The sequence below is a fragment of the Stenotrophomonas sp. VV52 genome, assembly GCF_002893095.1.
GTDB classification, from domain to species: domain Bacteria; phylum Pseudomonadota; class Gammaproteobacteria; order Xanthomonadales; family Xanthomonadaceae; genus Stenotrophomonas; species Stenotrophomonas aracearum.
Genome location: NZ_PKQQ01000008.1, coordinates 87,820 through 114,027, shown reverse-complemented (window position 1 = coordinate 114,027; position 26,208 = coordinate 87,820). Strand labels below are relative to the sequence as shown.

Below are 26,208 nucleotides of genomic sequence, written 5' to 3'. Positions count from 1 at the left end.
GCGCTACCGGATGGGTTGCCGACCGGTGGTCGGCGGCATCCGGGATTCAAACGGGCGCCTTCGGGCGCCCGTTTTCGTTAAGCGGCTTTCATCCCGATTGCACCCAACCCTCACATCGGGCCCGGGATGATCGGCGCGCGGGGGAATATCTGGATGCTTTCCGGAGATTTCCATGAATATCAAGTTCGTACTTCCCGCACTGCTGGCACTGTGCGGTGCCGTCTACATGTCCCCCGTCCACGCTGCTGAATATCGGTGCATGGTGTTTTCCGGCGCCGATGGCTCGAAGGTGGAAGGAAGCAGCAATGAAGATGGGAAATACCTCATCAAAGCTGCCGACCTGAAGGCAGCGGAGGCGGGCGCACTGGCTGCCGCCACGCGCTACAAGAAGGGGAAGGTCACTCTGACCAAAGCCCAATGCGATCCGGTGACCGGGACATCAAGCACCGCAGCTTCGGAACCAACGTCGACAACGACGGCACCTGCGCCAGCACCGGCAGCGACCACGTCGCCGGCTGCAGGTTCCGGAACGTCGTACTACTGCGCCGTATGGGATGCCGACGGCGCACGGCTGGAGGCGTCCTCGGCCGACTCGGGCACCTACAGGATCACCGCCGCCAACTCCAGTGCTGCCGAGGACCTGGCCGTAGCTGCGGCAAGGAAGCAACATGCCGGTGCGGACAGTGCGCAGTGCGAAACGAGGCTTGCCGCGTTCGACTCGTACTGAGACTCGAACGAAGTACTCGAAGCGGGCGTCACTGGCGCCCGCTTTTTCCGTGCGGCCACTCCAGCGGTAGCCTGGGTCAAGCCAGGCCGGCGCCACCTCGTTACGATGTGCTTTTCCCGGCAATGCGACCTGCCATGACCCCGGCCATCAACCTGCTCAGCAAGCACGGCATCGCGCACCGCGTGCTGTCCTATCAGCATGATGCCAACGCCGCTTCTTACGGCGGCGAGGCCGCGCAGCAACTCGGTCTGGACCCTGCGCAGGTGTTCAAGACCCTGCTGGCCAGCACGGAAAAGCATGAGCTGCTGGTGGCGATCGTCCCTGTCAGCGGCAGCCTGGACCTGAAGGCGCTGGCTGATGCCGCGGGCTGCCGGAAGTGCGAGATGGCCGATGTGGCGGGTGCGCAGCGCGCGACCGGCTACCTGGTCGGAGGGATCAGTCCGCTGGGCCAGAAGAAAAAGCACCGGACGTTCATCGACGCCAGCGCGCAGGCGCTGGAGACGATGCATGTCAGTGCTGGGAGGCGCGGCCTGGAGGTGGCGCTGGCGCCGGGGGATTTGATTGCGTTGACGGCAGGGCAGGTTGTCAGCATTGGCCGGTAGAGCCACGCCCTGCGTGGCTGCGCGGTAACGTGTCTTCGTTCGACATTGCAGCCACGCAGGGCGTGGCTCTACCGCGGTGTGAACGTCAGGGCCGCCAATTCGCGTTGTTCTCCCAGAACGCCACCGCGCGCTGGTACGCCTCGCGGTCCAGCGGCACGCCGGATCCGCCCTCCTCCACGCCCAGCGCATTGCGCATCATGGTGATCGGCGCCATCGGCACTTCTTCCGGTTCGGCGGTATAGATGCAGCCGACGATGCCCCAGTCGGCGTCGATCGGCGAGCCTTCCTTCGCCAGCTGCCCGGCGCTGTACAGGATCACCACCAGGTAGTTCGCGCGCGGCGATTCCACGCCCTCGAACCAGCGCACCAGTACCGGCAGCTCATCACGGTTGCGCGCCTCGTAGCCGCTGCGCAGCTGGTGGCGGTTGGCGTCGGTGACCGGGACGGTCAGGCAGCGGGTGCTGGTCCAGTTTTCGTACACATGCAGCTTGCAGAACGGCGCGTAGCCATCGAGCACCTTGAACGGCGCGTGCGCGTTGAGGTGCGCCTGGAACTGCTCGGCGGTGCAGTCCTGGATGGTATTGCCACGCGGCACGCGCGGGAACAGGCGGGGACGGGCGAACTCGGTAAGGACGATGGTCATGGCGTCGAAGCGTGAAAACAGGCGCACAGGGTAACCGCTGCGCACGATTTTACATTCATCGCGATGGAGCGATATGATGACCCCACGCCCGCCGCCGCTGCCGCCCATGACCGCCCTCAGCTTCGAGTTCTACCCGCCCAAGACCGACGAACAGCGCGCCCAGCTGGACCGCACGGCAGCCAAGCTGGCCGCCTACGCGCCCGAGTACGTGTCCTGCACCTTCGGCGCCGGCGGCTCGACCCTGAGCTACACCTCCGAAACGGTGCGCCACCTCAAGCAGCACCATGGCTTCGAAGCGGCGCCGCACCTGTCCTGCGTGGGCGGCAGCCGCGAAGAGATCCGCGAGCTGCTCAAGCTGTACCGCGCCATCGGCTGCCGGCGCATCGTCGCGCTGCGCGGCGACCTGCCCTCGGGCATGGGCCACCCCGGCGACCTGCGCTATGCAAGCGAGCTGATCGCCTTCATCCGCGCCGAGCATGGCGACGCGTTCCACATCGAAGTCGGTGCCTACCCGGAAACGCACCCGCAGTCGGACGACGCGCTGCGCGACCTGACGTACTTCAAGGCCAAGATCGACGCCGGTGCCGATGCGGCCATCACCCAGTATTTCTACAACGCCGACGCCTATTTCCACTTCGTCGACGCGGTACGCAAGCTTGGCGTGCAGGTGCCGATCGTGCCGGGGATCATGCCGATCTCCAACTTCAGCCAGCTGCGCCGCTTCTCCGAACAGTGCGGCGCGGAGATTCCGCGCTGGATCGGCAAGCGCATGCAGGCCTTTGGCGATGACGCCGAGTCGGTGCGCGCGTTCGGCGCTGAAGTGGTGGCGCAGCTGTGCGAGCGGCTGGTCGCCGGCGGCGCACCGGGGCTGCATTTCTATACCCTCAACCTGGCCAAGCCGACTACCCAGGTGCTGAAGTTGCTGGGCCGCTGAACGGGTCACGCCGAATCGCTTGCAGATAACGCGTTCGCCGCTACGCTGCTTCAATGAAACTGCTCGCCGCTCTGCTGTTGTCGCTGTGCCTGCTGTGCTGGGCCCCTTGGGCGCAGGCACAGGCGCAGCGCGTGAACCGCTGCACCACCGCGCAGGGCGAAACCGTGTTCACCGACCGCAGCTGCGATTCGCTGGGTGCCAGTGCGCGGATGCCGCCGCGCGCGGCCTCGGTCGGTAACACCGGCATCTACCGCGCCGGGTGCGCTCGCCGGCTGAGCGAGTTGACCGGGCAGATCCGCGATGCGGTCAGCCAGCAGGACGTGAATCGGCTGTCCTCGATCTACCTGTGGGGCAATGTTTCCGATGCCACCGCCAACAGCATCATCGGGCGGCTGGAGTCGGTGGTGCAGCGGCCGTTGATCGATATCGCGCCGGTATATCCGGAGGTGGCGGCAGTGCCGACGCCGGTGCCGGTGGATCCGAACGCGAGCCTGGCCGAGGCGGTGGCGACAGTGGCGCCGGTTTCGCGGCCGCGCCCCATCGGGTTGCGGTTGGAGCAGACCCTGGGGAACAGTGCGACGCCGGCGCGGACCGTGTTCGGGTTGCGGCGGGCGTATGGGTGTTTCTGGATTACGTTGTAGTTCGGGCAGTGCGTGGGACACGCGTGGCGTGACGCTACGCGGTGGTCATGTCGGCCACAACGCGCTGATCGAGGCGATGCCCTGGGCGCCGTGGCGGCGGGCCTGGGTGATGTCGTCCGGGTGCAGGCCGCCGAGGGCGTAGATCGGCAGCGATACCTGGGCGCGCAGGGTTTCGAAGGCCTCCCAGCCGATCGGGGCGGTGCCTGGATGGCTGGTGGTGGCCTGGACCGGGCCGAGCACGGCGAAGTCACAGCCCAGCCGCTGCGCGGCCTGCAGCTGCGGCAGGTCGTGGCAGGAGGCGGCCACCAGCTGCTCGGCGGGCAACGGCCGCGCCTCCAGCTGCAGGAGCTGCTCGCCGCCCAGGTGCACGCCCACGCCCAGCCGGCGGGCCAGCTCGATGTCGCGGTTGAGCAGCCACTGCACCCCGCTGCGGTGGCGCGACACGGCCTGCTCGGCCAGCTGGATGCGGGCCGGGCTGGTCGGGGTGCGCAGCTGCACCCGGCGGACCCCCGCGTCCAGCGCGCGCGCCAGGCGCGCGTACCAGTCCTGGTGGGCGGCGTCCTCGTCGGTGTCCGGCTCGGGGGTGATCAGGTAGCGGTCCGGGTGGCGCAGCGCAGCCACGACCGGCAGGTCGGCGGGGGGCATGGAGTAGCGCGACAGCTTGTCCGGGGCCACCCAGGTGATCGCCTGGCCCTCGCGGCCGCGCGGTGAGCCCTTCCAGCTGCGCACATGCCGCACTTCCAGGCGCAGGTGCTTGTCCGGGTAGGCCTGCGGCACGTCCATGATCCAGTCGCCGATCTCGGCCTCGATCCCCAGCTCTTCGCGCAGCTCGCGGACCAGCGCCTGCTCGGAGCTCTCGCCGGCCTCGCGCTTGCCGCCGGGGAATTCCCACAGGCCGGCCATGTCGCGGTTCTCGGTGCGACGGTTGAGCAGGATGCGGCCGCGGGCATCGGTGATGACGGCAGCCACGACGTGGATCGATCGTCTGGGGGATGGCATGCGGTCAGGATGGCATAAAAAAACCCCGCTTTCGCGGGGTTTCCTGGATCAGGTCAGCTGGCCGTGACAGTGCTTGTATTTCTTGCCACTGCCGCAGGGGCACGGGTCGTTGCGGCCGACCTTGGGTTCGTCGCGCGAGACCTGGGCCACGCCGTTGCGCTGCGCTTCCACGTCGGCTGCTTCCTCGTCGGCGCCGTAGCCACCCACGTTCTGGTGCTGGAACTGCGACTGCAGCAGGCGCGCTTCGGCCTGCTGGCGCTCGGCCGCTTCCAGCGCCGCCACTTCTTCTTCGCTGCGGATGCGCACACGTGCCAGCAGGGTCACCACTTCGCGCTTGACGTTCTCCAGCATTTCCGAGAACAGCTCGAAGGCTTCCTTCTTGTATTCCTGCTTGGGCTGCTTCTGCGCGTAACCGCGCAGGTAGATGCCCTGGCGCAGGTAATCCATGCGGGCCAGGTGTTCCTTCCAGCTCTGGTCGAGCACCGTCAGCATGACGTGCTTTTCCAGCGCACGCATGGTCTCTTCGCCCACACCGGCTTCCTTCTGCTCGAAGTGCTCGTCGACACGCGCCTGCACCTTGTTGGCGATGGCTTCGGCGTCGAGCTCTTCGTGCTGCTTGAGCAGGCCGGTGACGTCCATCTGCAGGCCCAGCTCGGAGGCCAGCGTCGCCTCCAGGCCGGCCAGGTCCCACTGTTCGTCGATCGAGTTCGGCGGCACGAAGCGCGCCACGATGTCGAAGATCACGTCGCCGCGGATGCCGTCGACGTTGTCCTTGACCGACTCGGCGTCGAGCAGTTCATCGCGCTGCGAATAGATGACCTTGCGCTGGTCGTTGTTGACGTCGTCGAAGTCCAGCAGGTTCTTGCGGATGTCGAAGTTGTGCGCTTCGACCTTGCGCTGCGCCTTTTCGATCTGGCGGCTGACCAGGCGGTCTTCGATGACGTCGTCTTCCTTCATGCCCATCATGCGCATCGCCTTCTGGACCCAGTCCGAGGCGAAGATGCGCATCAGGTTGTCTTCGAGCGACAGGTAGAAGCGCGAGGAACCCGGGTCGCCCTGGCGGCCGGAGCGACCGCGCAGCTGGTTGTCGATACGGCGCGATTCGTGGCGTTCGGTGCCCACGATGTGCAGGCCGCCGGCCGCCTTGACCTGGTCATGGCGGACCTGCCAGTCGGCCTTGACCTTGGCGCGCTGCTCGGCAGTGGCGTCTTCGCCCAGCGCGTGCAGCTCCGCTTCATGCGAACCGCCCAGCACGATGTCGGTACCGCGACCGGCCATGTTGGTGGCGATGGTCACGGCACCGGGCATGCCGGCGTTGGCGATGATGGTCGCTTCGCGGTCGTGCTGCTTGGCGTTGAGTACTTCGTGGTGCACGCCGGCCTTGCGCAGGTGCTCGGACAGCATTTCCGAGGTTTCGATCGAGGTGGTGCCGACCAGCACGGGCTGGCCGCGCGTGTTGCACTCCTGGATGTCGGCCAGCACGGCGTTGAACTTGCCGTTGCGGTTGAGGAACACCTGGTCCGGCGAGTCCTTGCGGATGGTCGGGCGGTTGGTCGGGATGACCACCACTTCCAGGCCGTAGATGCTCTGGAATTCGTAGGCTTCGGTGTCGGCCGTACCGGTCATGCCGGACAGCTTCTTGTACATGCGGAACAGGTTCTGGAAGGTGATGCTGGCCAGGGTCTGGTTCTCGCGCTGGACCGGCACGCCTTCCTTCGCTTCCACCGCCTGGTGCAGGCCATCCGACCAGCGGCGGCCGGCCAGGGTACGGCCGGTGAATTCGTCCACGATCACCACTTCACCGTCGCGCACGATGTAATCGACGTCGCGCTGGTAGATGGCATGCGCGCGCAGCGCGGCATTGAGGTGGTGGACCACGGTCAGGTTCTGCGCCGCGTACAGGCCTTCGGTTTCGGCGCTGAGGATGCCGGCGTCGACCAGCAGCTGCTCGGCGTGCTCCATGCCCGCTTCGGACAGGTGCACCTGCTTGCCCTTCTCGTCGACCCAGAAGTCGCCCTCGCCTTCTTCGGCTTCCTGGCGGATCAGGCTGGGCACCACGCGGTTGACGCGGATGTACAGCTCCGGGGAATCGTCGGCCGGGCCGGAGATGATCAGCGGGGTACGCGCTTCGTCGATCAGGATCGAGTCGACCTCGTCGACGATGGCGTAGTGCAGGCCGCGCTGGTACCGGTCGGCACGCGACAGCGCCATGTTGTCGCGCAGGTAGTCGAAGCCGAATTCGTTGTTGGTGCCGTAGGTGATGTCGCTGGCATAGGCCTCGCGCTTGTCGCTGTGCGGCATGCCCGGGTAGACCACGCCGACGCTCATGCCGAGCCAGTTGTACAGCTTGCCCATCTGCGCGGAGTCGCGGCGGGCCAGGTAGTCGTTCACGGTGACCACGTGCACGCCCTTGCCTTCCAGCGCGTTCAGGTACACCGGCAGCGTGGCCACCAGGGTCTTGCCTTCACCGGTGCGCATTTCAGCGATCTTGCCCAGGTGCAGGACCATGCCGCCGATCAGCTGGACGTCGTAGTGGCGCATGCCGAGCACGCGGCGGCTGGCCTCGCGGCAGACCGCGAAGGCTTCCGGCAGGACCTTGTCCAGGGCTTCGCCGTCGGCGATGCGCTGCTTGAACTCCGGGGTCTTGGCCTTGAGCTGCTCGTCGGAGAGCTTTTCGATGTCCGGCTCCAACGCATTGATCTTGGCGACGATGCGGTTGAGCTGGCGCAGCTGGCGTTCGTTACGACTGCCGAAGACGCGGGTAAGCAGGCTGTTGATCATTGAAGGAACCGGTTGGAATGAGACGCCCCAACGGCGGCGCTCCCCCTGGGACCGCCCGCCGCAAACGAAACAGGGCGCATCGCGCCCTGTCTATGGCAACACCCATTGTAGCTTGGGACGAGGGCACTTGGTTTCAAGCGCCCGCGATCCGCCAGATGCAGCCCTCAGCCGCGGGAGACCCGCCCGACCGGGGTATTGCCGCCGTCGCCCAGGAACTTGCGCGGGTTGACCACCTGGCCGCGTTCCCAGACCTCGAAGTGCACGTGGGCACCGGTGGAACGGCCCGTGGAACCGGCCTTGGCCACTTCCTGCCCGGCCCGGACCAGCGCGCCAACCTTCACCACCAGGCGCGAATTGTGCGCGTAGCGGGTCACGTAGCCGTTGCCATGGTCGACGTCGACCACGTTGCCATAGCCGCCCTTCACGCCGGCGAAGCTGACCACGCCGTCGGCCACGGACATCACCGGGTCGCCGACCTTGGCATGGAAATCGATGCCCTTGTGGTTGCCGCGACCGCGACCGAACGGGTCGGCGCGACCGCCGAAGCTGGAGGTGATGTAGCTGTTGCGGATCGGCATGCGACCCGGCACCGCGTTCTGGTCCAGCTGATGGTCGAACATCAGCGACTCCATCACCGACAACTGGCGGCCTGAAGCAGCGAAGCGCTGCTCCAGCACCTGTAAGTCGGCGTTGACCGCGCTGACCGGGATGTCCTGGGTCGGGCCGGGTTCGCCTTCACCGAGGCCGGGGGTCTCGTTGAAGTCGAACTCGCCGTCTTCCAGCTTGCCCATCTGGGTCAGGCGCTCGCCGAGCGCGTTGAGCCGGGTCGCCTGCGCCTGCAGCTCGCCCATCCGGGCGGCCAGCGCGTTGACCTGGGTCTGCGCGTCCTGCTGGGCCTTGGCCAGGTCGCGTTCCTGCTGGGCGACCTTGGCGTGGAGCCGGGAATCATTGAACATGCTGCCGCCCAGGCCGGCACCGAAGCCGATCAGGCAACCCAGGCCGAGCACGCTGCCCAGCAGGGCGCGGGGCCTGTCCTCGAAGTAGAAACGCAAACGCGCAAGCGGCGTCTTGGCCTGTCCTTCACGCGTTTTGATTACGATCTTTTTGAATGCCATCAGTGAGTTTTCATGTCTGAGCCGAAATCCAGTGCCCGTCCCGCATCCGCCCCGAAGCCGGCGCTGGATGCAGTCATGGATGGCAAAACCAGCAACCCGCTGCGTCGTGCGCTGTGGCTCGACACGCTGGACCGTCAGTTGCGCCCCCATCTGCCGCCTACCCTGGCCACCCGTTGCCGGCTGGCGAATGTAAACGGCGAACACCTCGTTTTTGTCGTCGACTCCGCCGTGTGGCATGCCAAGGTGCGGCTTGCCGAAGCACAGCTGATCGACGCGGCCCGTTCCATCGGGCTGAAGGTCACCAAGGTGACCGTCAAAACCGCGGCTGCCCCTCCTCCACGCTCCCCAGCGATCGACAACAGGAATGGCCCCCACGCAGTTTCAGCCGCCACGCACAAAGGGCTACGCGACGCGTTGGCCTGTCTGAAGGACGTGGACTGATCCACGACCCGCAGGCATCGGGGCGTCCCGCCCCTTCCCCGTCGTCGTCACAAAGGTGTGAATCTGGCAGGGAGCCGGCGGCCATCGTAGCCGCGCCGGGTCGACCAGTCGTTATTCTTTTATTAAATAAACGTTAAAGTTGGTCGGAAACGGGATCGGGTTCACAAAAATGTGACCACGGTACGTAGACGGTTCATTGACATCAACATCACATCCGGGCGCGGCCCGGAATGCAGAACGGCGCCGAGGGCGCCGTTCTTTTTTCTACGTTTTCAATCACTTACGAGTATGCAGGGACGCCGTATACGACCGGGACGTCGCTGCTCGGGGCTTCGTAGCTGACCCACTCCCAGGCGCTGGCATCGGCCAGCAGGGCGCGCACCAGCTGGTTGTTGAGCGCGTGGCCGGACTTGAAGCCTTCGTAGGCGCCCAGCACCTGGCCGCCGGCGAGGTAGAGATCGCCGATCGCGTCGAGGATCTTGTGGCGCACGAACTCGTCGGCATAACGCAGGCCGTCGTCGTTGAGCACGCGGAATTCGTCGAGCACGATGGCGTTGTCCATCGAACCGCCCAGGCCGAGGTTGCGCTCGCGCATGTACTCCAGGTCGCGCATGAAGCCGAAGGTGCGCGCGCGGGCGATTTCCCTGGTGTAGGCGGCCGTGGAGAACTCGATCTCGGCGCGCGACTGCTTGGCCGGGATCATCGGGTGGTCGAACTGGATGGTGAAACCGAGCTTGTAGCCTTCATAGGGCTCGAAGCGGGCGACCTTGTCGCCGTCGGTGACTTCCACCGTCTTGAGGATGCGGATGAAGCGCTTCGGCGCGTCCTGTTCGGCGATGCCTGCCGACTGCAGCAGGAACACGAACGGGCCGGAGGAACCGTCCATGATCGGCAGCTCGGCCGAGGACAGCTCCACGATGATGTTGTCCACGCCCAAGCCGGCCAGGGCCGACATCAGGTGTTCGACGGTCTGGATCTTGGCGTCGTTGCAGGTCAGGCCGGTGCACAGGGTCACTTCGGTGACCAGGTCGGCACGGGCCGGCACTTCCACCACCGGGTCCAGGTCCACGCGCCGGAACACGATGCCGTGATTGACCGGCGCCGGGCGCAGGGTCATGTAGACCTTGTCACCGCTGTGCAGGCCAACGCCCGTGGCGCGGATCGTGTTCTTGAGGGTGCGTTGGGGAATCATGGGGGCAACCGGGGGAAGCGCGCGGTCAGCGCGGCAGTGACAAACAAGAATAACACGCACTACCACCGCTCCTTTCTGAACCGGAGACGGCAGACTGCCGGGCCCATCCTGGCCCGGCAGCAAGGGACATGGAGGCGCTCACCGGGGAGGACAAGGCCCCGGCTGGCGATCCTCAGTCCGCCTGGCGGCGCAGGAACGCCGGGATGTCCAGGTAATCGTTGGGCAGTTCGGCCGTGGCCGGACCCGAGGACGCCGGTGCCGAGGCAGCCACGGTGTCGGCGCTGGGACGACGCAGGCCCAGGCCCATGCCGCCGACGGCCTTGGACACCGCGTCGGCGCCGTTGTCGAAGTCGCCGAACTCCGGCTGGCCGGTGGTGGCGTTGCGGACCAGCTTGATCGGTGCGCGCTCGCCCGGACGCTGGCTCTTGGCGGCCACGGCGCGGTTCAGGCCGGTGGCGACCACGGTCACGCGGACCTCGTCCTGCATGTCCGGATCCAGCACGGTACCGACCACCACGGTGGCGTCTTCGGAGGCGAAGCCGTCGATGGTGCGGCCGATCTCGTCGAACTCGGCCATGGTGAAGTCGGCGCCGGCGGTGATGTTGACCAGGATGCCGTTGGCACCGGCCAGGTTCACATCGTCCAGCAGCGGGTTCTGGATGGCGGCTTCGGCGGCGGCCTGGGCGCGGTCATCGCCGCGGGCGGTGCCGGTACCCATCATCGCCAGGCCCATTTCGGACATGACGGTGCGCACGTCGGCGAAGTCGACGTTGATCAGGCCTGGACGCACGATCAGGTCGGCGATGCCCTGCACGGCGCCCTGCAGCACGTCGTTGGCGGCGCGGAAGGCCTGGATCATGGTGGCGTTGCGGCCGAGCACGGTGATCAGCTTTTCGTTCGGAATGGTGATCAGCGAGTCGCAGTGCTGGCTCAGTTCCTCGATGCCCTTCAGCGCGACCTGCATGCGGCGACGGCCTTCGAACGGGAACGGCTTGGTGACCACGGCCACGGTCAGGATGCCCATTTCCTTGGCCAGCTGTGCCACCACCGGCGCAGCGCCGGTACCGGTGCCACCGCCCATGCCGGCGGTGATGAACACCATGTCCGCGCCCTGCAGGGCGTCCATGATGCGCTCGCGGTCTTCCAGCGCGGCCTGGCGGCCCACTTCCGGATTCGCGCCTGCGCCCAGGCCCTTGGTGACGTTGGTACCCAGCTGCAGCTGCAGCTTGGCACCGCAATTCTTGATGGCCTGCGAGTCGGTGTTGGCGGTGATGAATTCCACGCCGTCCACGCTGGTGCTGACCATGTGCGCCACGGCGTTGCCGCCGCCGCCGCCCACGCCGATCACCTTGATCACCGCATTGGGTGCCATCTTCTCAATCAGTTCGAAATGCGCCATGTCCGTGTCCTCGTTATATCCGCTTCTGGTTGGCATGGGCGCTTTGGCGTCCTGCCATTGCGCTGCATGTTGCCGTTGCGGCTGTGTGGGTTATGTATGTAGCGGTGTGGTGCGCCGGAATGTTTCCCGGTTTGAAGCACGCCGATGGTCAACCGGCGGTATCGCCCCGGGGCGTCAGAACTCGCCCCGGAACCATGTCTTGAGTTTGTTGAACATGCTGCCCGCGCGCCCGGTGGGCAGCGACGGACGGCGCGGATGTTCGGTCTGGCTGCCCATCAGCAGCAGGCCCACGCCGGTGGCGTGCACGGGATTGCCGACCACTTCGCCCAGCCCGGTGACGTGCTGCGGAATGCCCACGCGTACCGGCATCTGCAGCATTTCCTCGGCCAGTTCGACCACGCCTTCCATCTTCGAGGCACCACCGGTGAGCACCATGCCGGCACGCACCAGTTCCTCGAAGCCGGAACGGCGCAGTTCGGCCTGCACCATCTCGAAGATCTCTTCGTAACGGCCCTGCACCGCCTGGGCGAGCGCGTGGCGCGGCATCCGGCGCGGCGGACGGTCGCCGACGCTGGGCACCTGGATGCTTTCCTCCGCGGTGGCCAGCTGGGCCAGGGCGCAGGCGTAGCGCACCTTGATCTGCTCGGCTTCCGGGGTCGGCGTGCGCAGCATGTGCGCGATGTCGTTGGTGACGTGGTCGCCGGCGATCGGCAGCGAGGCGGTGTGGCAGATCGCGCCCTGCACGAACACGGCCAGGTCGGTGGTGCCGGCGCCCATGTCGACCAGCACCACGCCCAGTTCGCGCTCGTCGGCGGTCAGCACTGCCACGCTGGAGGCCAGCGAGGAGAGCACCAGGTCGTCCACCTGCAGGCCGCAGCGCTGCACGCACTTGCTGATGTTGGCCGCCGCCGACTGCGCGCATACCACCAGGTGGGCATGCACTTCCAGGCGCACGCCGGTCATGCCGACCGGGTTGCGGATGCCTTCCTGCGAGTCGTCCAGCACGTACTCGCGCGGGATCGCATGCAGGATCTTCTGGTCGGCAGGAATGGCCACCGCCTTGGCCGCATCCAGCACGCGGTCGAGGTCGCCCCAGGTCACTTCGCCGTCGCGGATCGGCACGATCCCCGGCGAGTTCTTGCACTGCACGTGGTTGCCCGAGATCGAGGCATACACCGAGCGGATCTCGCAGCCGGCCATCAGCTCGGCCTCTTCGACCGCGCGCTGGATCGACTGCACGGTCGATTCGATGTCCACCACCACGCCGCGCTTGAGCCCGCGCGACTCATGCGAGCCGATGCCGATCACCTCGATCGGATTGCCCGGCGAGTACTCGCCGACCAGTGCGACCACCTTGGAGGTGCCGATGTCCAAGCCGACGATCAGCGATTTGTCACCCTTGCGATTCATGTCCTGTCCTGCGTGCTGTGCGCCACATTGGCCGGCGCGGCCGCGGCCGGGGTACCCCAGCTCAGCGTGAAACCATTGGTATAGCGGAGGTCGGCGCGCTCGATCGGCACCTGCTGGTTGGCCAGCTGCGGCAGGACGCGCACGAAGCGCTGCAGGCGCGAGCGCGCGTCATCGCGGCCGACCACCACTTCGGTGCCGTTGCTCAGCTGCAGCGACCAGCTGCCGCGCGCATCCATGTTGACCCGGGTCACGTCGACCCCGGCCGGTGCGAACAGCGCGCGCGCGTCGTTGTACAGCGCCACCACTTCCTGGGTCTGGGTGTCCGGGCCGTCCAGGTCGGGGAGCTTGAGGTCCTGCAGCTTCTGCGGGGTGGCGAACAGCTTGCCCTGCTCGGACAGCAGCCGGTCCTTGCCCCAGCGTGCGAACGGCTTGTGCTCGACCAAGGTGATTTCCAGCACGTCCGGCCATTGCTTGCGCACCTGCGCGCTTTCCACCCACGGCAGCGTTTCGATCGCGTCCTGGGCGTCCTGCAGCTTGACCGCGAAGAATCCGGAGCGCGCATACGGCAGCACCACCTGCTGCAGCTGTTCGGCCGGCACCCGCTTGAACTCGCCGTGCACGCGCAGCTTGGCCAGCGGCCAGCGTTCGGCACCGACCCAGCCGTTGAGCACCGCCACCACGGGCAGCGCCACCAGCGACAGGGCCAGCAACCAGACGAAGATGCGCAGCGCCGCGTTCATGCGTGGCGGGTCTCCACGGTCTGTTCGAGTACGCGCCAGACCAGCTCTTCAAAGCCGATCCCGGCCTGGCCGGCCGCCTTGGGCACCAGCGAATGGCTGGTCATGCCCGGCGCGGTGTTCACTTCGAGCAGGTAGAAGCGGCCGCTGGCGCGGTCGCGCATCACATCGACGCGGCCCCAGCCGCGGCACCCGGCGGCGCGGAACGCCTCCAGCGCGATGCGGCGGATCTCGACTTCGTCGTCGCCGTCCAGGCCCGGGCACAGGTACTGGGTGTCGTCGGCCAGGTACTTGGCGTTGTAGTCGTACCACTGGCCCTTGGGCACGATCCGGATCGAGGGCAGCGCCTGGTCGCCGAGGATGCCCACGGTGAGTTCGTCGCCGACCACCATCTGCTCCATCAGCAGCTGGCCGTCGTAGCGCGCAGCCAGCGCCACCGCGTCGTCCAGGCCGGCTTCATCCGTGACCCGGCTGATGCCCACGCTGGAGCCTTCGTTGGCCGGCTTGACCACCACCGGCAGGCCGAGTTCGGCCGCGTGCGCGTGGACGGTTTCGGCAGTGACCTTGCGGTACTGCGGGGTCGGCAGGCCCAGCGACAGCCAGACCTGCTTGGTGCGGATCTTGTCCATGCCCAGCGCGGAGCCGAGCACGTCCGAACCGGTGTACGGCACGCCGAAGGCCTCCATCAGCCCCTGCACGATGCCGTCCTCACCGCCACCGTTGTGGCCGTGCAGGATGTTGAAGACGCGATCGAAGCGCTTTTCCACCAGCGCCAGGGTCAGCGCCGGGATGCCGTCCACGGCGATCGCGTTGACGCCGCGCGCGCGCAGCGCCTCGATCACGTTGCGACCGGAATCCAGCGACACTTCGCGTTCGCTGGAGGTGCCGCCCAGCAGCACGGCGACACGGCCGAACAGGGCCGGATCGGTGACGCGCAGCGGCGGGAAGACAGGCGTGTTCATGCGGCAGGGCCCTCGCCAAAACCTTCGGTAGCGACGACGTGGGCCACGTGGCCGATATCGCCGGCGCCCATCATCAGCAGCAGGTCGCCGTCCTGCAGGACATCGGGCAGCACGTTCTGCAGTTCGGCCGCTACGCCGACCACGACCGGCTCGCTGCGGCCGCGCGCGCGGATGGCGCGCGCCAGCGAGCGCGAGTCGGCACCGGGAATCGGCGCTTCGCCGGCCGGGTAGACCTCGCTCAACACCAGTGCGTCCACTTCGGACAGCACCGCGGCGAACGCGTCGAACTGGTCACGGGTGCGGCTGTAGCGGTGCGGCTGGAAGGCCACGACCAGGCGCTGGTCCGGCCAGCCGCCACGGGCGGCAGCGAACACCGCCGCCAGCTCGCGCGGGTGGTGGCCGTAGTCGTCGATCACCCGCACGCGCGCACCGGTCCTGGTGGTGACGATGCCCAGGTCGTTGAAGCGGCGGCCGATGCCGGCGAAGCTTTCCAGCGCGCGCGCGATGGCGTCCGGCGCCACACCCAGCTGCCAGCCCACCGCAGCAGCGGCCAGGGCGTTGAGCACGTTGTGCGCGCCCGGCAGGGCCAGGGTCACCGGATGGCTGCTGCCTTCCGGCAGGCGCAGGGTGAAGCGCATGCGCGGGCCGTCCTGGACCACGTCCTCGGCGCGCACGTCGGCGTTGCTGCTCATGCCGTAGCTCATCACGTGGCGCGGGGTCTGCGCGGCCAGTGCGGCCACTTCCGGGTCGTCGATGCACAGCACCGCCAGGCCGTAGAACGGCAGGCGCTGCAGGAATTCGGCGAAGGCGGCCTGCACGCGGCCGAAGTCGTTGCCGTAGTTTTCCAGGTGGTCGGCATCGATGTTCGTGATGATCGAGACCAGCGGGTTCAGGCGCAGGAAGCTGCCGTCGCTTTCATCGGCCTCGGCCACCAGCCACTGCCCGCCGCCGAGCTTGGCGTTGGCACCGGCCGCCAGCAGCTGGCCGCCGATCACGAAGGTCGGGTCCAGCCCGCCTTCGCTCAGCACCGCCGCAGTGAGGCTGGTGGTGGTGGTCTTGCCGTGGGTACCGGCCACCGCGATGCCGCGGCGGAAGCGCATCAGTTCGGCCAGCATTGCCGCACGCTGCATGATCGGAATGCGCTGGCTGCGCGCTTCCATCAGTTCCGGGTTGTCTTCGCGGATCGCGCTGGACACCACCACGCAGTCGGTACCCAGCACGTTGGCCGCCGAATGGCCGCGCATCACGCGCGCGCCCAGGCTGGCCAGGCGACGGGTCGCGGCGTTGTCGGCGTTGTCCGAACCGGACACTTCATAGCCCAGGGTCAGCATCACTTCGGCGATGCCGCTCATGCCGGTGCCGCCAATGCCGACGAAATGCACGCGCGGGAAGGCGCGCACCAGGTCATTGGTGTCGTGAAGGCGGCGGATCATGCGCGGCCTCGCGTAGCGGTGTTCATTTGGATTCCTCGAGGATGATGTCGGCGATGCGCTCTGCGGCATCGACCTTGGCCAGCGCACGCGCGGCCACGGCCATCTGCATGCGTCGGCCGGGATTCGTGGCCAGCTCGCGCAGCACGCCCTGCAGTGCAGGGGCGAGCGCGTCGTCCTGCTTCAGCAGCACGGCCGCGCCACGCTCGACCAGGTACTCGGCGTTGCGGGTCTGGTGGTCGTCGACCGCGGCGGCGAACGGCACCAGCACGCTGCCCACGCCGACCGCGCACAGCTCGGCCAGGGTGGAAGCACCGGAACGGCACACCACCAGGTCGGCCCAGCCGAAGGCCTCGGCCATGTCGGCGATGAACGGTTCCACCTGCGCGCTGACGCCCGCGTCCTGGTAGGCCTTCAGCGCTTCGGCGTGCAGCTTTTCGCCGCTCTGGTGGCGCACCTGCACGGACACGCTGTCGCCCAGCGCGGCCAATGCATTGGGCACCGCGTTGTTGAGCGCGCGTGCGCCCTGGCTGCCACCCAGCACCAGCAGCCGCAGCGGGCCCTGGCGGTCGGCCAGGCGCTGTTCCGGCGCGGCGATCGCGGCGATTTCGGCGCGGACCGGGTTGCCCACCGCTTCCTCGCGCTGCGCGAAGCTGCCCGGGAAGCCGGTCAGCAGCCGCCGCGCGAAGCGCGACAGCACGCGGTTGGTCAGGCCCGGCGCGCGGTTCTGTTCGTGCACCAGCAGCGGCAGGCCGTGCAGGCGCGCGGCCAGGCCGCCGGGACCGGAGGCGAAGCCACCGAAGGCGATCACCGCACGCGGCTGGCGGTCGCGGATCAGGAAGCCGGCCGATCGCACCGCGCGCAGCAGGCGCCCGGGCGCGGTCAGCAGGGCCAGCTTGCCCTTGCCGCGCAGGCCACTGATCGCCAGCGTGTCGATGTGGATGTCGTGCTGCGGCACCAGCCGGGTTTCCATGCCGCCGTCGCTGCCCAGCCAGGTCACCGGAATGCCACGCGCGCGCAGCACCCGGGCCACGGCCAGGCCGGGGAAAATGTGGCCGCCGGTGCCACCGGCCATGATCATCACCGGACGCTGCGAAGAAGAGGCGTTCATCCCATCCTCCCCAGGGTCGGTTCAATGCGCTGCTGCATGCGGCTGGTGCCACGCGGGGCGCTGTCGCGGTGCGCGGCGGCGCGCGGCTCGCGTTCCTGCATGGCCGCAGCCACGGCGCTGGCGCTGGCCGGTGCTTCGACCGGAGCCGCCTCGTCGAGGTCGGCCGCGCCCATGCGCACTGCCTGGCGGCGTTCGGCACGGTCCAGTTCGTAGGACACGCGCAGCAGCAGGCCCATCGCCACGCAGGTCATCAGGATGCTCGAGCCGCCCGAGGAGATCAGCGGCAGGGTCAGGCCCTTGGTCGGCAGGATGCCCAGGTTCACGCCAATCGAAACGAAGCTCTGCATGCTCACCCACAGGCCGATGCCGAAGGCGATGTAGCCTGAGAAGTGGCGCTTCATCTCCACGCAGCGCATGCCGATCCAGAACGCGCGCCCGGCCAGCAGCGCGTACAGCGCCACGATCAGGCAGGTGCCGACGAAGCCCAGCTCCTCGGCAGTGACCGAGAAGATGAAGTCGGTATGCGCTTCGGGCAGGTAGTACAGCTTCTGCACCGAGTTGCCCAGCCCGACGCCGGTCCACTCGCCACGGCCCACCGCCATCAGCGCGTTGGACAGCTGGTAGCCGTCGCCCTGCTGGTCGGCCCACGGGTCCCAGAACGAAGTGATGCGGCGCATGCGGTACGGTTCGATGATCGCCAGCGCGCTCATCGCCACCAGCCCGAACACGATCGGCATCGACATGCGCGGCAGGTTCACCCCGCCCAGCACCAGCATGCCGGCGGTGATCGCCAGCAGCAGGGTCGAGGAACCGAAGTCGGGCTGCAGCAGCAACAGCACCACCAGCGCGCCGGCCACGCCGAGCGGCTTGAGCATCGCCGGCCAGGTCGCATTGACCTCGTCGCGGAAGCGCACCAGGTAGCTGGACAGCCACACGATGTAGAGCACCTTCACCGCTTCGACGGTCTGGAACTTGGAGAAGCCCAGGTTGATCCAGCGGCGGGCGCCGTTGACGCTGCTGCCCAGGCCCGGAATGAACACCACCACCAGCAGCGCGAAGCAGCCCAGCAGCAGCATCTGGTTGTACTGCTCGATGCTCTTGAGCTCGGTGCGCATGGCGATGCCGGCCAGCACGATACCCACCGCCAGGAAGATCAGATGACGGTTGAGGTAGTAGAACGGGCTGCTCATCAGCGCGATCGAGCTCGACGCGACCATCACCACACCCAGCCCGGTGAGCGCGATGATCGCGCCCAGCAGCCACTTGTCGAAGTGGCCTCCGATGGCTTCAAGGCGGGTTGCCTGGCGCGACAGGTCGTTCATCAGCGGACCTTCAACGTGGCCAGGCCGATCAGCACCAGCACCACCGAGATGATCCAGAAGCGCACGATCACGCGCGGCTCCGGCCAGCCCTTGAGTTCGAAGTGGTGGTGGATCGGCGCCATGCGGAACACGCGCTTGCCGGTCAGCTTGAACGAGGCGACCTGGATCATCACCGACAGCGTTTCGATCACGAACACGCCGCCCATGATCACCAGCACCAGCTCCTGGCGGGTGATGACGGCGATGGTGCCCAGCACCGCGCCCAGCGCCAGCGCACCGATGTCGCCCATGAACACCATGGCCGGGTAGGTGTTGAACCACAGGAAGCCCAGGCCTGCGCCGGCGATGGCCGCGCAGATGATGACCAGTTCACCGGCGCCCGGGATCTGCGGGATCTGCAGGTAGTTGGAGAACACCACGTTGCCCGAGGCGTAGGCGAACACGCCCAGCGCGCAGGCGACCAGCACGGTCGGCATGATCGCCAGCCCGTCCAGGCCGTCGGTCAGGTTGACCGCGTTGGAGAAGCCGACGATCCAGAAGTAGGCGATCGCCACGAAGCTGATCCCGGCCAGCGGCAGCGCCACCGACTTGAACATCGGGATGTAGAAGGTCAGCGCGGCCGGCACGTCGGCGGTGTAGAACAGGAACAGGCCGGCGGCGAGGCCGAAGATCGACTGCAGCAGGTACTTCCAGCGCGACTTCAGGCCGTTCGGGTCGCGGCGCACGATCTTGATCCAGTCGTCGTACCAGCCGATCGCGCCGAAGCACAGCATCACCGCCAGCACCACCCACACGTAGCGGTTGCGCAGGTCGGCCCACAGCAGCACCGACAGGGTGATGGTGAGCAGGATCAGCGAACCGCCCATGGTCGGCGTGCCGGCCTTGGAGAAGTGGGTCTGCGGGCCGTCGGTGCGGATCGGCTGGCCGCCCTTGAACTGGGCCAGCTTGCGGATCATCGCCGGGCCCAGCCACAGCGACAGGAACAACGCGGTAAGCGCAGCGAGAATGCCGCGCAGGGTCAGGTAGCCGAACAAGCCGAACAGGCTCTCCAACTGCTGCAGCCATCGAGCCAGTTCAAGCAACATGGGGGGTTTCCTCTCCTCGCGCCAGCAGCGCTTTCACAATCTTGTCCATGGCGCTGCCGCGCGAGCCCTTGACCAGGCAGCGCACGCCAGCATGCAGTCCGTTGGCCAGCACCGCGGCCAGCGCGTCATGGGTCTGGAAATGGCGGCCGCCCTCGCCGAACGCCTGCGATGCCGCAGCGCTCAGCGTGCCCAGCGTGTACAGGCGCTTCAGCCCGGCCTCGCGTGCACGGCGGCCGGCCTGCGCGTGCAGGGCCTCACCATCCGGACCGAGTTCGCGCATGTCGCCCAGTACCAGCCAGGCCTCGTCCTTCGACGCGGCCAGCGCGTCGATGGCGGCGGCCAGCGAACCAGGGTTGGCGTTGTAGCTGTCGTCGATCAGCACCGCGCCGCTGGGCAGGCGGTGCGCGATCTGGCGGCCCGGCACCGGTTCGGCGCGGGCCAGGCCGGCGGCGATGCTGTCCAGGCCGATGCCGGCGGCCAGCGCCAGCGAGGCCGCGGCCAGCGCGTTGCTGATGTTGTGGCGACCCGGCAGGGCGAGCGTGAGGCTGACCGCGCCGGTCGGGGCGACCAGGGTGAACTGGCTGCCGTCGGCGGCCGGCTTGATCGCCTGCGCGGTGACGTCGGCACTGTGGTCCAGCGCATAACGCAGCACCCGGCTGCGCGGCGGCTGGCCGACCACGTGCTGTTCGAACCAGGCGCCATAGGCGTCGTCGGCGTTGATCACCGCCACGCCGTCGGCCGGCAGCGCGGCGTAGATCGCGCCCTTGGTGCTGGCCACGCCCTGCAGGCTGCCCATCCGCTCCAGGTGCGCCGGCGCGATGTTGTTGACCAGCGCGTACTGCGGGCGGGCGATGTCGGTGAGGTAGGCGATGTCGCCCGGCTTGCCGGCGCCCATCTCGTAGACGGCGAAGTCGGCGTCTTCCGGGGCGTCGATCACCGCCAGCGGCAGGCCGATCTCGTTGTTGCGGTTGCCCGGGTTGGCATACACCACCGCACCGCGCTCGCGCGCGACCTGCTCCAGGATCGCCAGCAGCAGGCTCTTGACGCTGGTCTTGCCGTTGCTGCCGGTGATCGCGAACACCGCGGCGCTGCGGTCGCGCTGCATGCCGGCGGCGATGCGCCCGAGCGCGTGCTCGCTGTCGCCGACCACGATCTGCGGCACGGCCACGTCGAGCAGGCGTTCGACCAGCATCGCGCTGGCGCCGCGCGCCACCGCATCGGCGGCGAAGTCATGGCCGTCGAAGCGCTCGCCGCGCAGGGCCACGTACAGGCTGCCCGGTGCGAGGGTGCGGGTGTCGTTGCTGATGGCGTCGATGGCGGTGTCTTCGCCATGGATCTCGCCACCGGCCCAATGCGCGATCAGCGACAGCGGGGTGCGCTTCATCGTGCGCCCCCATGCCGCTGCGACAGCACGCGGGCCGCCACCTCGGTGTCGTTGAACGGGTACTGCACGCCGTGGATTTCCTGGTAGGGCTCGTGGCCCTTGCCGGCGATCAGCACGATGTCGCCCTCGCCCGCTTGGCCGATCGCCGTGGCGATCGCCGCGGCGCGGTCGCGCTGCACCGTGGCCGCAGCCGGGCGGGCCAGGCCGGCCACGATGTCGGCCACGATGACGTCGCCGTCTTCGCCGCGCGGGTTGTCGTCGGTGACGATCACCACGTTGGCCAGGCGCTCGGCAATGGCCGCCATCTGCGGGCGCTTGCCGGTATCGCGCTCGCCGCCGCAGCCGAACACGCAGAACAGGCGGCCGGCCAGGTGGCCGTGCAGGCTGGACAGCGCCTGCTCCAGCGCGTCGGGGGTATGTGCGTAGTCGATCACCACGGTCGGCTGGCCGTCCGTGCCGCCGAGCCGGTTCATGCGTCCGGCGATCGGCTGCAGCTGCGAGAGCAGCACGGCGATGTCGGCCGGTGCGTGGCCCAGCGCGAACAGTGCACCGGCCACGCCAAGCAGGTTGTCCACGTTGAAGCGGCCCAGCAGCGGCGACTGCACCGGGTGGCGCGCGCCGTCGACCACCAGGTCGAAAGCGATGCCGCGGCCGTCCAGGCGCAGCGAGTCGGCACGCAGGGTGGCGTGCTGCGCGCCGCGCGAGCTGACCCCGATCTGCTGCACACCCGCGTCGACGGTGCGCAGCAGTTCGCTGCCGAAGCTGTCGTCCAGGTTGACCACCGCCGCCTTCAGGCCGGCGCGGTGGAACAGCCTGGCCTTGGCGGCGCCGTACCGGGCCATGTCGCCGTGGTAGTCGAGATGGTCGCGGGTGAGGTTGGTGAACACCGCCACGTCGTAATGCACGGCATCCACGCGGCCCTGGTCGAGCGCATGCGAGCTGACTTCCATCGCCACCGCACGCGCGCCCTGGTCGCGCAGCTGCGCCAGCACTTCATGCATCTGCAGCACCAGCGGGGTGGTGAAGCCGGTCGGCACCACGTTGCCGTACAGGCCGACGCCGAGCGTGCCGATGCTGCCGCTGGGGGTACCGAGCAGGTGCCAGGCCTGGGCCAGCAGCTGCACGGTGGAGGTCTTGCCGTTGGTGCCGGTCACCCCGACCATGGTCATCGCACGCGACGGGTGGCCATGGAACTGGTCGGCCATGCCACCCATGCGGCTGCGCAGCCCGGGAACGGCAATGGCGTCGGCCGGGGCCGGAAGCTCGGCCGGGGCCGGCGGATCGAACAGGATCGCGGCCGCACCGGCGGCGCGGGCCTGGTCGACGAAGCCCAGCCCGTGCGCGCCGAAGCCGGCAATCGCCACGAAGGCGTTGCCGGGGCGGACCGCGCGGCTGTCCAGGACCAGGCCGGTAATCGACGGGTCGTGGCTGAGCACCACATCGGGAAGCAACTGCGAAAGCAACATCATCTGGCTCATTGCGTGCCTCCCTGCGCGGGCGGCAACGTGGCGTGCGCGCTGGGCAGCGCGGCATCGAATTCGGCGGCGGCGTCGGGGGCGACCACGGCTTCGGCCGGCGGCGGGGTCGGCAGCGAGGCAGCGGCGTGGCCCATCTTTCCGGACTGCTGCGCGGCCAGCCAGGAGTCGATATCGTCCGGCGGCACGTCCATCAGGCGCAGCGCGCCTTCCATGACGTTGTGGAACACCGGGGCCGACACCAGGCCACCGTAGTACTTGCCGGCCTGCGGGTCGTTGATCACGATCACCGTAGCAAAGCGCGGGTTGCTGGCCGGCACCACGCCGGCGAACAGCGCGTTGTAATGGCCACGCTCATAGCCGCCGGGGCCGGCCTTGCGCGCGGTGCCGGTCTTGCCGGCCACGTGGTAGCCCAGCACCGCCGCCTGCTTGGCGCCGCCCTGGGTGACCACGGTTTCCATCATCGCCACGACTTCTTTCGCGACATTCTCGTCGATGATCTGCTTGCCTTCGTTGCGCTGGCCCTTGACGAAGGTCGGCGCGATCAGCTTGCCGCCGTTGCCCAGTGCCGAGTACGCGGTGGCGATCTGGAGCGGGGTGACGTTCAGGCCGTAGCCGTAGGACATGGTGGTCTTGGACGAGCCGCTCCAGCGCGCCGGGCGCGGGAACACGCCGGCCGACTCGCCCGGGAAGCCGCTGTGCGGCGAGGTGCCGTAGCCGAAGCTGTGCACATGGTCGTAGAACACCTGGTCGGGCATCTTGGCGGCGATCTTGGCCGCACCGATGTTCGAGCTGCGGGTGATCACGCCGGTGACGTTGAGCACGCCGTTGTTGCGCGGTACGTCCTTGATCGTATAGCGGCCGATCGCCATGTAGCCCGGGTTGGTGTCGACCGTGGTGTCCTTGGTGACCACGCCGGACTGCAGCGCCGAGGCGATGGTCAGCGGCTTCATGGTCGAACCGGGCTCGACCAGGTCGGTCACCGCGCGGTTGCGACGGGTGTCCGGCGCGGCGCCGCCCACCGAATTGGGGTTGTAGGTCGGCAGGTTGACCATCGCCAGCACTTCGCCGGTGGCCACGTCCATGATCACCATGGAGCCGCCCGCAGCCTTGTTCTCGATCAGCGCGTTGCGCAGTTCCTTGAACGCCAGGAACTGGATGCGGCGGTCGATGCTCAGGGTCAGGTCCTTGCCCGGCTCGGCGGCGCGCAGCAGGTCGCTCTCGACCGTGTCGCCCTTGCGGTTGCGGATCACGCGCTTGGCGCCGGCCTTGCCGCGCAGCCATTCGTCGAAGGCCAGCTCCAGCCCTTCCTGGCCGCGGTCGTCGATGTTGGTGAAGCCGAGCACGTGCGCCATCGCCTCACCCTGCGGGTAGAAGCGGCGGAACTCGCGCTGCGAGGCCACGCCTGGAATCTTCAGTGCTACTACTTTCTCTGCATCGTCCGGGTTGATCCGGCGGCGCAGGTACATGAATTCCTTGTCGGCCTTCTGGCTGAGCTTGGTGGAGAGCTCATCGAGCGGCATGCCCAGCGCAGTGGCCAGCTCCGGAATGCGGTCCGGGGCGCGCATCAGTTCCTGCGGATTGACCCAGATCGAAGCGACCGGGGTCGACACCGCCACCGGCTCGCCGTTGCGGTCGGTGATCATGCCGCGCGAGGTGTTGATCGGCAGTTCGCGCAGGTAACGCGCTTCGCCCTGGCGCTGGTAGAAGTCGCTGTTGACCAGCTGCACGTAGGCGGCGCGGCCAACCAGCGAGACCGAGCACAGGCCCAGCGCCAGTCCGACCCACTTCAGGCGCTGGCGCAGGTTGAAGCTGTTGCGGGCACGGTTGCGGCCGGTCTTGTTCATGGCCGCACCACCACGACGTCGGCCGCTTCCGGGAATTTCATGCCCAGCCGCTCGCGCGCCACGCGGTCGACGCGGGTGGCTTCGGCCAGGGTCGCCTGCTCCAGCTGCAGGCGGCCGAACTCGATGTTCAGTTCGTCGCGGGCGCGCTCCACGCGCGACAGTTCGACGAAGGTCTGCCGATGGCGGTGGCGCATGAACACCACACCGATCGCCGAGGCGATGGTGCAGGCCAGCAGCACGACCAGCAGCAGGCGGCTCATGCGGCCACCGCGCGCTTTTCGGCCACGCGCAGCACGGCGCTGCGCGAGCGCGGGTTGACCGCCAGTTCGTCGTCCTCGGCCTTGATGGCACCGCCGATCAGGTCCAGGGTTGGCACGAACGCGGCCAGCTCGGGCAGCCGGCGGTTGCTCGGCGGCGCCTTGGCGTGGCGGTTCATGAACTGCTTGACGATGCGGTCTTCCAGCGAATGGAAGCTGATCACTGCCAGCCGGCCACCGGGCTTGAGCCGTGCCATCGCCGCGTCCAGGCCGGCTTCAAGGTCGGCCAGTTCGCGGTTGATGTGGATGCGGATGGCCTGGAAGCTGCGCGTTGCCGGGTGGATCTTGTCCTTGCCACGCGGCATCACCGAGGCGATCAGCTCGGCCAGTTCGGCGGTGCGGGAGAACGGCTGCTTCTCGCGGCGGGCGATGATGGCACGGGCGATGCGGCGGCCCTGGCGCTCTTCGCCATAGGTCCACAGCACGTCCATCAGCTCGCGCTCTTCCACGCGGTTGAGCCACTGCGCCGCGCTTTCGCCGCTGTCCGGGTCCATGCGCATGTCCAGCGGACCGTCCTTGCCGAAGCTGAAACCGCGCTCGGCCACGTCCAGCTGCGGCGAGGACACGCCCAGGTCGAACAGCACCCCGTCCAGGCCCTCGGCGGTTTCGTTCCAGTGCAGCAGGTCGGCGAAGCTGCCACGGAAGATCGCCACGCGCGGGTCCGGCGCGAAATCGCGCTCGGCTACCGCAATCGCTTCGGGATCCTTGTCCATGACCAGCAGCCGGCCTCCGGGACCGAGTTGCTCGAGCACGCCGCGGGCATGGCCGCCACGACCAAACGTGCCATCGAGATACGTTCCGTTTTCGATCACCCTCAGGCCGTCCAGGACCTGCGTGTACAGGACCGGCAGGTGGCCCGCCGGCGACTGCGACACCGGAAGGTGACCGGTCTGCGCGCCTCCGCGCACCCGGGCACCCCGGCTCACAACTTCAAATCGAGCAACCCGTCGCCCAGATCCGTGTCAGACAACGTCTGCTGGATCAATGCGCGATGAGCCTGCTCGCTCCACAATTCGAATTTGTCGCCCATGCCGAGCAACACCGCCTTCTTTTCAATGCCAACGGCACCGCGGTGGCTGGCCGGAATACTGATGCGACCGTTGCCGTCCAGCTCCAGATGCGCGGCCGAACCGACCAGCTTCTGTTGCAGCAGCCGCACGACGCGCTGTGTGTTGGGCTTGGCCATGACGTCGTCGCGGACCCGCTCCCACTCCTGCTCGGCGTACAGCCACAGGCAGCCGGACTCGAAGGGGTTGTAGGTCAGGACCAGCCGGTTGTTGCTCACGCGCGCGACCAGGTCACGATGCGCGGTGGGAACCGCCATGCGTCCTTTGTCGTCAACTGTGATGGCCGTCTCGCCCTGAAACACGACGCGTGCACCTTTCCTTCGCCCGGTGAAACATTGAACCACGAAAAACCACAAAAAACCCGGTTTCTCCTCTGTTGCCCACCTTAGCAGCGGTCATGGGGTTGTCAACAGTTTTGCCGACGGGAAATCGCCTTGGACATCAAGGGCTTGCAGCAATGTTTAGAGACTTGTTCAAGGCTTATCCACAAGTTGCTGTTTCGTCTCAATTTTTAAGATTGGGTGGAAGTTCAGGCCTGTGGAGGCGGCGTGAAACCTCCGCGCGCATTCAGTAGCCGCGTGGTCGCG

Annotated in this window: 23 protein-coding genes and 1 pseudogene; 5 read left to right on the top strand and 19 right to left on the bottom strand. The window is 67.8% G+C overall.

Annotated features, from left to right (window positions below; all coding sequences use genetic code 11):
• Window positions 1–172: 172 nt before the first annotated feature.
• Together C2U58_RS14020 and ybaK are read left to right on the top strand one after the other, a co-directional pair.
• The gene (locus tag C2U58_RS14020) at window positions 173–727 is read left to right on the top strand and encodes a hypothetical protein (protein WP_102946400.1); all 555 of its coding nucleotides are present in this window, start codon (window positions 173–175) and stop codon (window positions 725–727) included.
• Between the two features lie 134 nt (window positions 728–861).
• Window positions 862–1,329, top strand: a complete 468-nt coding sequence (ybaK, locus tag C2U58_RS14015; RefSeq protein ID WP_102946399.1) for a Cys-tRNA(Pro) deacylase — start codon at window positions 862–864, stop codon at window positions 1,327–1,329.
• 85 nt (window positions 1,330–1,414) lie between these two features.
• Here ybaK and C2U58_RS14010 read toward each other — a convergent pair whose 3' ends face one another.
• On the bottom strand, window positions 1,415–1,972 hold the full coding sequence (locus tag C2U58_RS14010; RefSeq protein ID WP_102946483.1) for a DUF3228 family protein: 558 nt from the start codon (window positions 1,970–1,972) through the stop codon (window positions 1,415–1,417).
• Between the two features lie 106 nt (window positions 1,973–2,078).
• On the opposite strand from C2U58_RS14010, the gene metF reads away from it, so the two are divergent.
• On the top strand, window positions 2,079–2,906 hold the full coding sequence (gene metF, locus C2U58_RS14005; RefSeq protein WP_102946482.1) for a methylenetetrahydrofolate reductase [NAD(P)H]: 828 nt from the start codon (window positions 2,079–2,081) through the stop codon (window positions 2,904–2,906).
• A gap of 53 nt (window positions 2,907–2,959) precedes the next feature.
• Window positions 2,960–3,547 carry a DUF4124 domain-containing protein gene (locus tag C2U58_RS14000; protein WP_102946398.1) on the top strand — a complete coding sequence of 196 codons (588 nt, stop codon included), beginning with the start codon at window positions 2,960–2,962 and terminating at the stop codon, window positions 3,545–3,547.
• A gap of 45 nt (window positions 3,548–3,592) precedes the next feature.
• On the opposite strand, the gene C2U58_RS13995 is transcribed toward C2U58_RS14000, so the two are convergent.
• From C2U58_RS13995 to C2U58_RS13985, 3 genes are all read right to left on the bottom strand, one after another.
• Window positions 3,593–4,546, bottom strand: coding sequence for a Nudix family hydrolase (locus tag C2U58_RS13995; RefSeq protein WP_102946397.1), 954 nt, complete (start codon window positions 4,544–4,546; stop codon window positions 3,593–3,595).
• 48 nt (window positions 4,547–4,594) lie between these two features.
• Window positions 4,595–7,327, bottom strand: a complete 2,733-nt coding sequence (gene secA, locus C2U58_RS13990) for a preprotein translocase subunit SecA (RefSeq protein ID WP_102946396.1) — start codon at window positions 7,325–7,327, stop codon at window positions 4,595–4,597.
• Between the two features lie 164 nt (window positions 7,328–7,491).
• Window positions 7,492–8,442, bottom strand: a complete 951-nt coding sequence (locus tag C2U58_RS13985) for a M23 family metallopeptidase (protein WP_102946395.1) — start codon at window positions 8,440–8,442, stop codon at window positions 7,492–7,494.
• A gap of 12 nt (window positions 8,443–8,454) precedes the next feature.
• On the opposite strand from C2U58_RS13985, the gene C2U58_RS13980 reads away from it, so the two are divergent.
• Complete coding sequence (locus tag C2U58_RS13980; protein WP_102946394.1) at window positions 8,455–8,883, top strand: DUF721 domain-containing protein; 429 nt, start codon at window positions 8,455–8,457, stop codon at window positions 8,881–8,883.
• A gap of 280 nt (window positions 8,884–9,163) precedes the next feature.
• Here C2U58_RS13980 and lpxC read toward each other — a convergent pair whose 3' ends face one another.
• The 15 genes and pseudogenes from lpxC to mraZ form a co-directional block, all read right to left on the bottom strand.
• Window positions 9,164–10,075: a UDP-3-O-acyl-N-acetylglucosamine deacetylase gene (gene lpxC, locus C2U58_RS13975; RefSeq protein ID WP_102946393.1), complete on the bottom strand. Its 912-nt coding sequence runs from the start codon at window positions 10,073–10,075 to the stop codon at window positions 9,164–9,166.
• A 172-nt stretch (window positions 10,076–10,247) separates the two neighbouring features.
• Window positions 10,248–11,474, bottom strand: a complete 1,227-nt coding sequence (ftsZ, locus tag C2U58_RS13970; protein ID WP_102946392.1) for a cell division protein FtsZ — start codon at window positions 11,472–11,474, stop codon at window positions 10,248–10,250.
• Window positions 11,475–11,648: 174 nt separating this feature from the next.
• Window positions 11,649–12,884 (bottom strand): cell division protein FtsA, encoded by a 1,236-nt coding sequence (ftsA, locus tag C2U58_RS13965; RefSeq protein WP_070209161.1) that lies wholly within the window; start codon window positions 12,882–12,884, stop codon window positions 11,649–11,651.
• Between the two features lie 62 nt (window positions 12,885–12,946).
• Window positions 12,947–13,624: pseudogene (locus tag C2U58_RS13960) on the bottom strand (cell division protein FtsQ/DivIB); the annotation flags it as partial.
• Window positions 13,621–14,583 carry a D-alanine--D-alanine ligase gene (locus C2U58_RS13955; protein WP_102946390.1) on the bottom strand — a complete coding sequence of 321 codons (963 nt, stop codon included), beginning with the start codon at window positions 14,581–14,583 and terminating at the stop codon, window positions 13,621–13,623. The pseudogene C2U58_RS13960 and the gene C2U58_RS13955, both read right to left, overlap by 4 nt.
• A complete protein-coding gene (murC, locus tag C2U58_RS13950; protein ID WP_102946389.1) occupies window positions 14,580–16,016 on the bottom strand; it encodes a UDP-N-acetylmuramate--L-alanine ligase in 1,437 nt (478 codons plus the stop codon). The genes C2U58_RS13955 and murC overlap by 4 nt, the downstream gene beginning before the upstream one ends.
• A gap of 22 nt (window positions 16,017–16,038) precedes the next feature.
• Window positions 16,039–17,124 (bottom strand): undecaprenyldiphospho-muramoylpentapeptide beta-N-acetylglucosaminyltransferase, encoded by a 1,086-nt coding sequence (gene murG / locus C2U58_RS13945; RefSeq protein WP_102946388.1) that lies wholly within the window; start codon window positions 17,122–17,124, stop codon window positions 16,039–16,041.
• Window positions 17,121–18,446: a putative lipid II flippase FtsW gene (ftsW, locus tag C2U58_RS13940; RefSeq protein ID WP_102946387.1), complete on the bottom strand. Its 1,326-nt coding sequence runs from the start codon at window positions 18,444–18,446 to the stop codon at window positions 17,121–17,123. The genes murG and ftsW overlap by 4 nt, the downstream gene beginning before the upstream one ends.
• Window positions 18,446–19,531: a phospho-N-acetylmuramoyl-pentapeptide-transferase gene (gene mraY, locus C2U58_RS13935; protein ID WP_068849228.1), complete on the bottom strand. Its 1,086-nt coding sequence runs from the start codon at window positions 19,529–19,531 to the stop codon at window positions 18,446–18,448. Before mraY ends, ftsW begins: the two co-directional genes overlap by 1 nt.
• Window positions 19,521–20,915, bottom strand: coding sequence for a UDP-N-acetylmuramoyl-tripeptide--D-alanyl-D-alanine ligase (gene murF / locus C2U58_RS13930; RefSeq protein WP_102946386.1), 1,395 nt, complete (start codon window positions 20,913–20,915; stop codon window positions 19,521–19,523). Before murF ends, mraY begins: the two co-directional genes overlap by 11 nt.
• Window positions 20,912–22,393 (bottom strand): UDP-N-acetylmuramoyl-L-alanyl-D-glutamate--2,6-diaminopimelate ligase, encoded by a 1,482-nt coding sequence (locus C2U58_RS13925; protein WP_102946385.1) that lies wholly within the window; start codon window positions 22,391–22,393, stop codon window positions 20,912–20,914. The genes murF and C2U58_RS13925 overlap by 4 nt, the downstream gene beginning before the upstream one ends.
• Window positions 22,390–24,237, bottom strand: coding sequence for a penicillin-binding transpeptidase domain-containing protein (locus tag C2U58_RS13920; RefSeq protein WP_102946384.1), 1,848 nt, complete (start codon window positions 24,235–24,237; stop codon window positions 22,390–22,392). Before C2U58_RS13920 ends, C2U58_RS13925 begins: the two co-directional genes overlap by 4 nt.
• On the bottom strand, window positions 24,234–24,497 hold the full coding sequence (gene ftsL / locus C2U58_RS13915) for a cell division protein FtsL (protein WP_068849221.1): 264 nt from the start codon (window positions 24,495–24,497) through the stop codon (window positions 24,234–24,236). Before ftsL ends, C2U58_RS13920 begins: the two co-directional genes overlap by 4 nt.
• Window positions 24,494–25,462: a 16S rRNA (cytosine(1402)-N(4))-methyltransferase RsmH gene (rsmH, locus tag C2U58_RS13910; protein ID WP_102946383.1), complete on the bottom strand. Its 969-nt coding sequence runs from the start codon at window positions 25,460–25,462 to the stop codon at window positions 24,494–24,496. Before rsmH ends, ftsL begins: the two co-directional genes overlap by 4 nt.
• Before the next feature lie 14 nt (window positions 25,463–25,476).
• Window positions 25,477–25,923 carry a division/cell wall cluster transcriptional repressor MraZ gene (gene mraZ / locus C2U58_RS13905; protein ID WP_070207774.1) on the bottom strand — a complete coding sequence of 149 codons (447 nt, stop codon included), beginning with the start codon at window positions 25,921–25,923 and terminating at the stop codon, window positions 25,477–25,479.
• Between the last annotated feature and the right edge of the window lie 285 nt (window positions 25,924–26,208).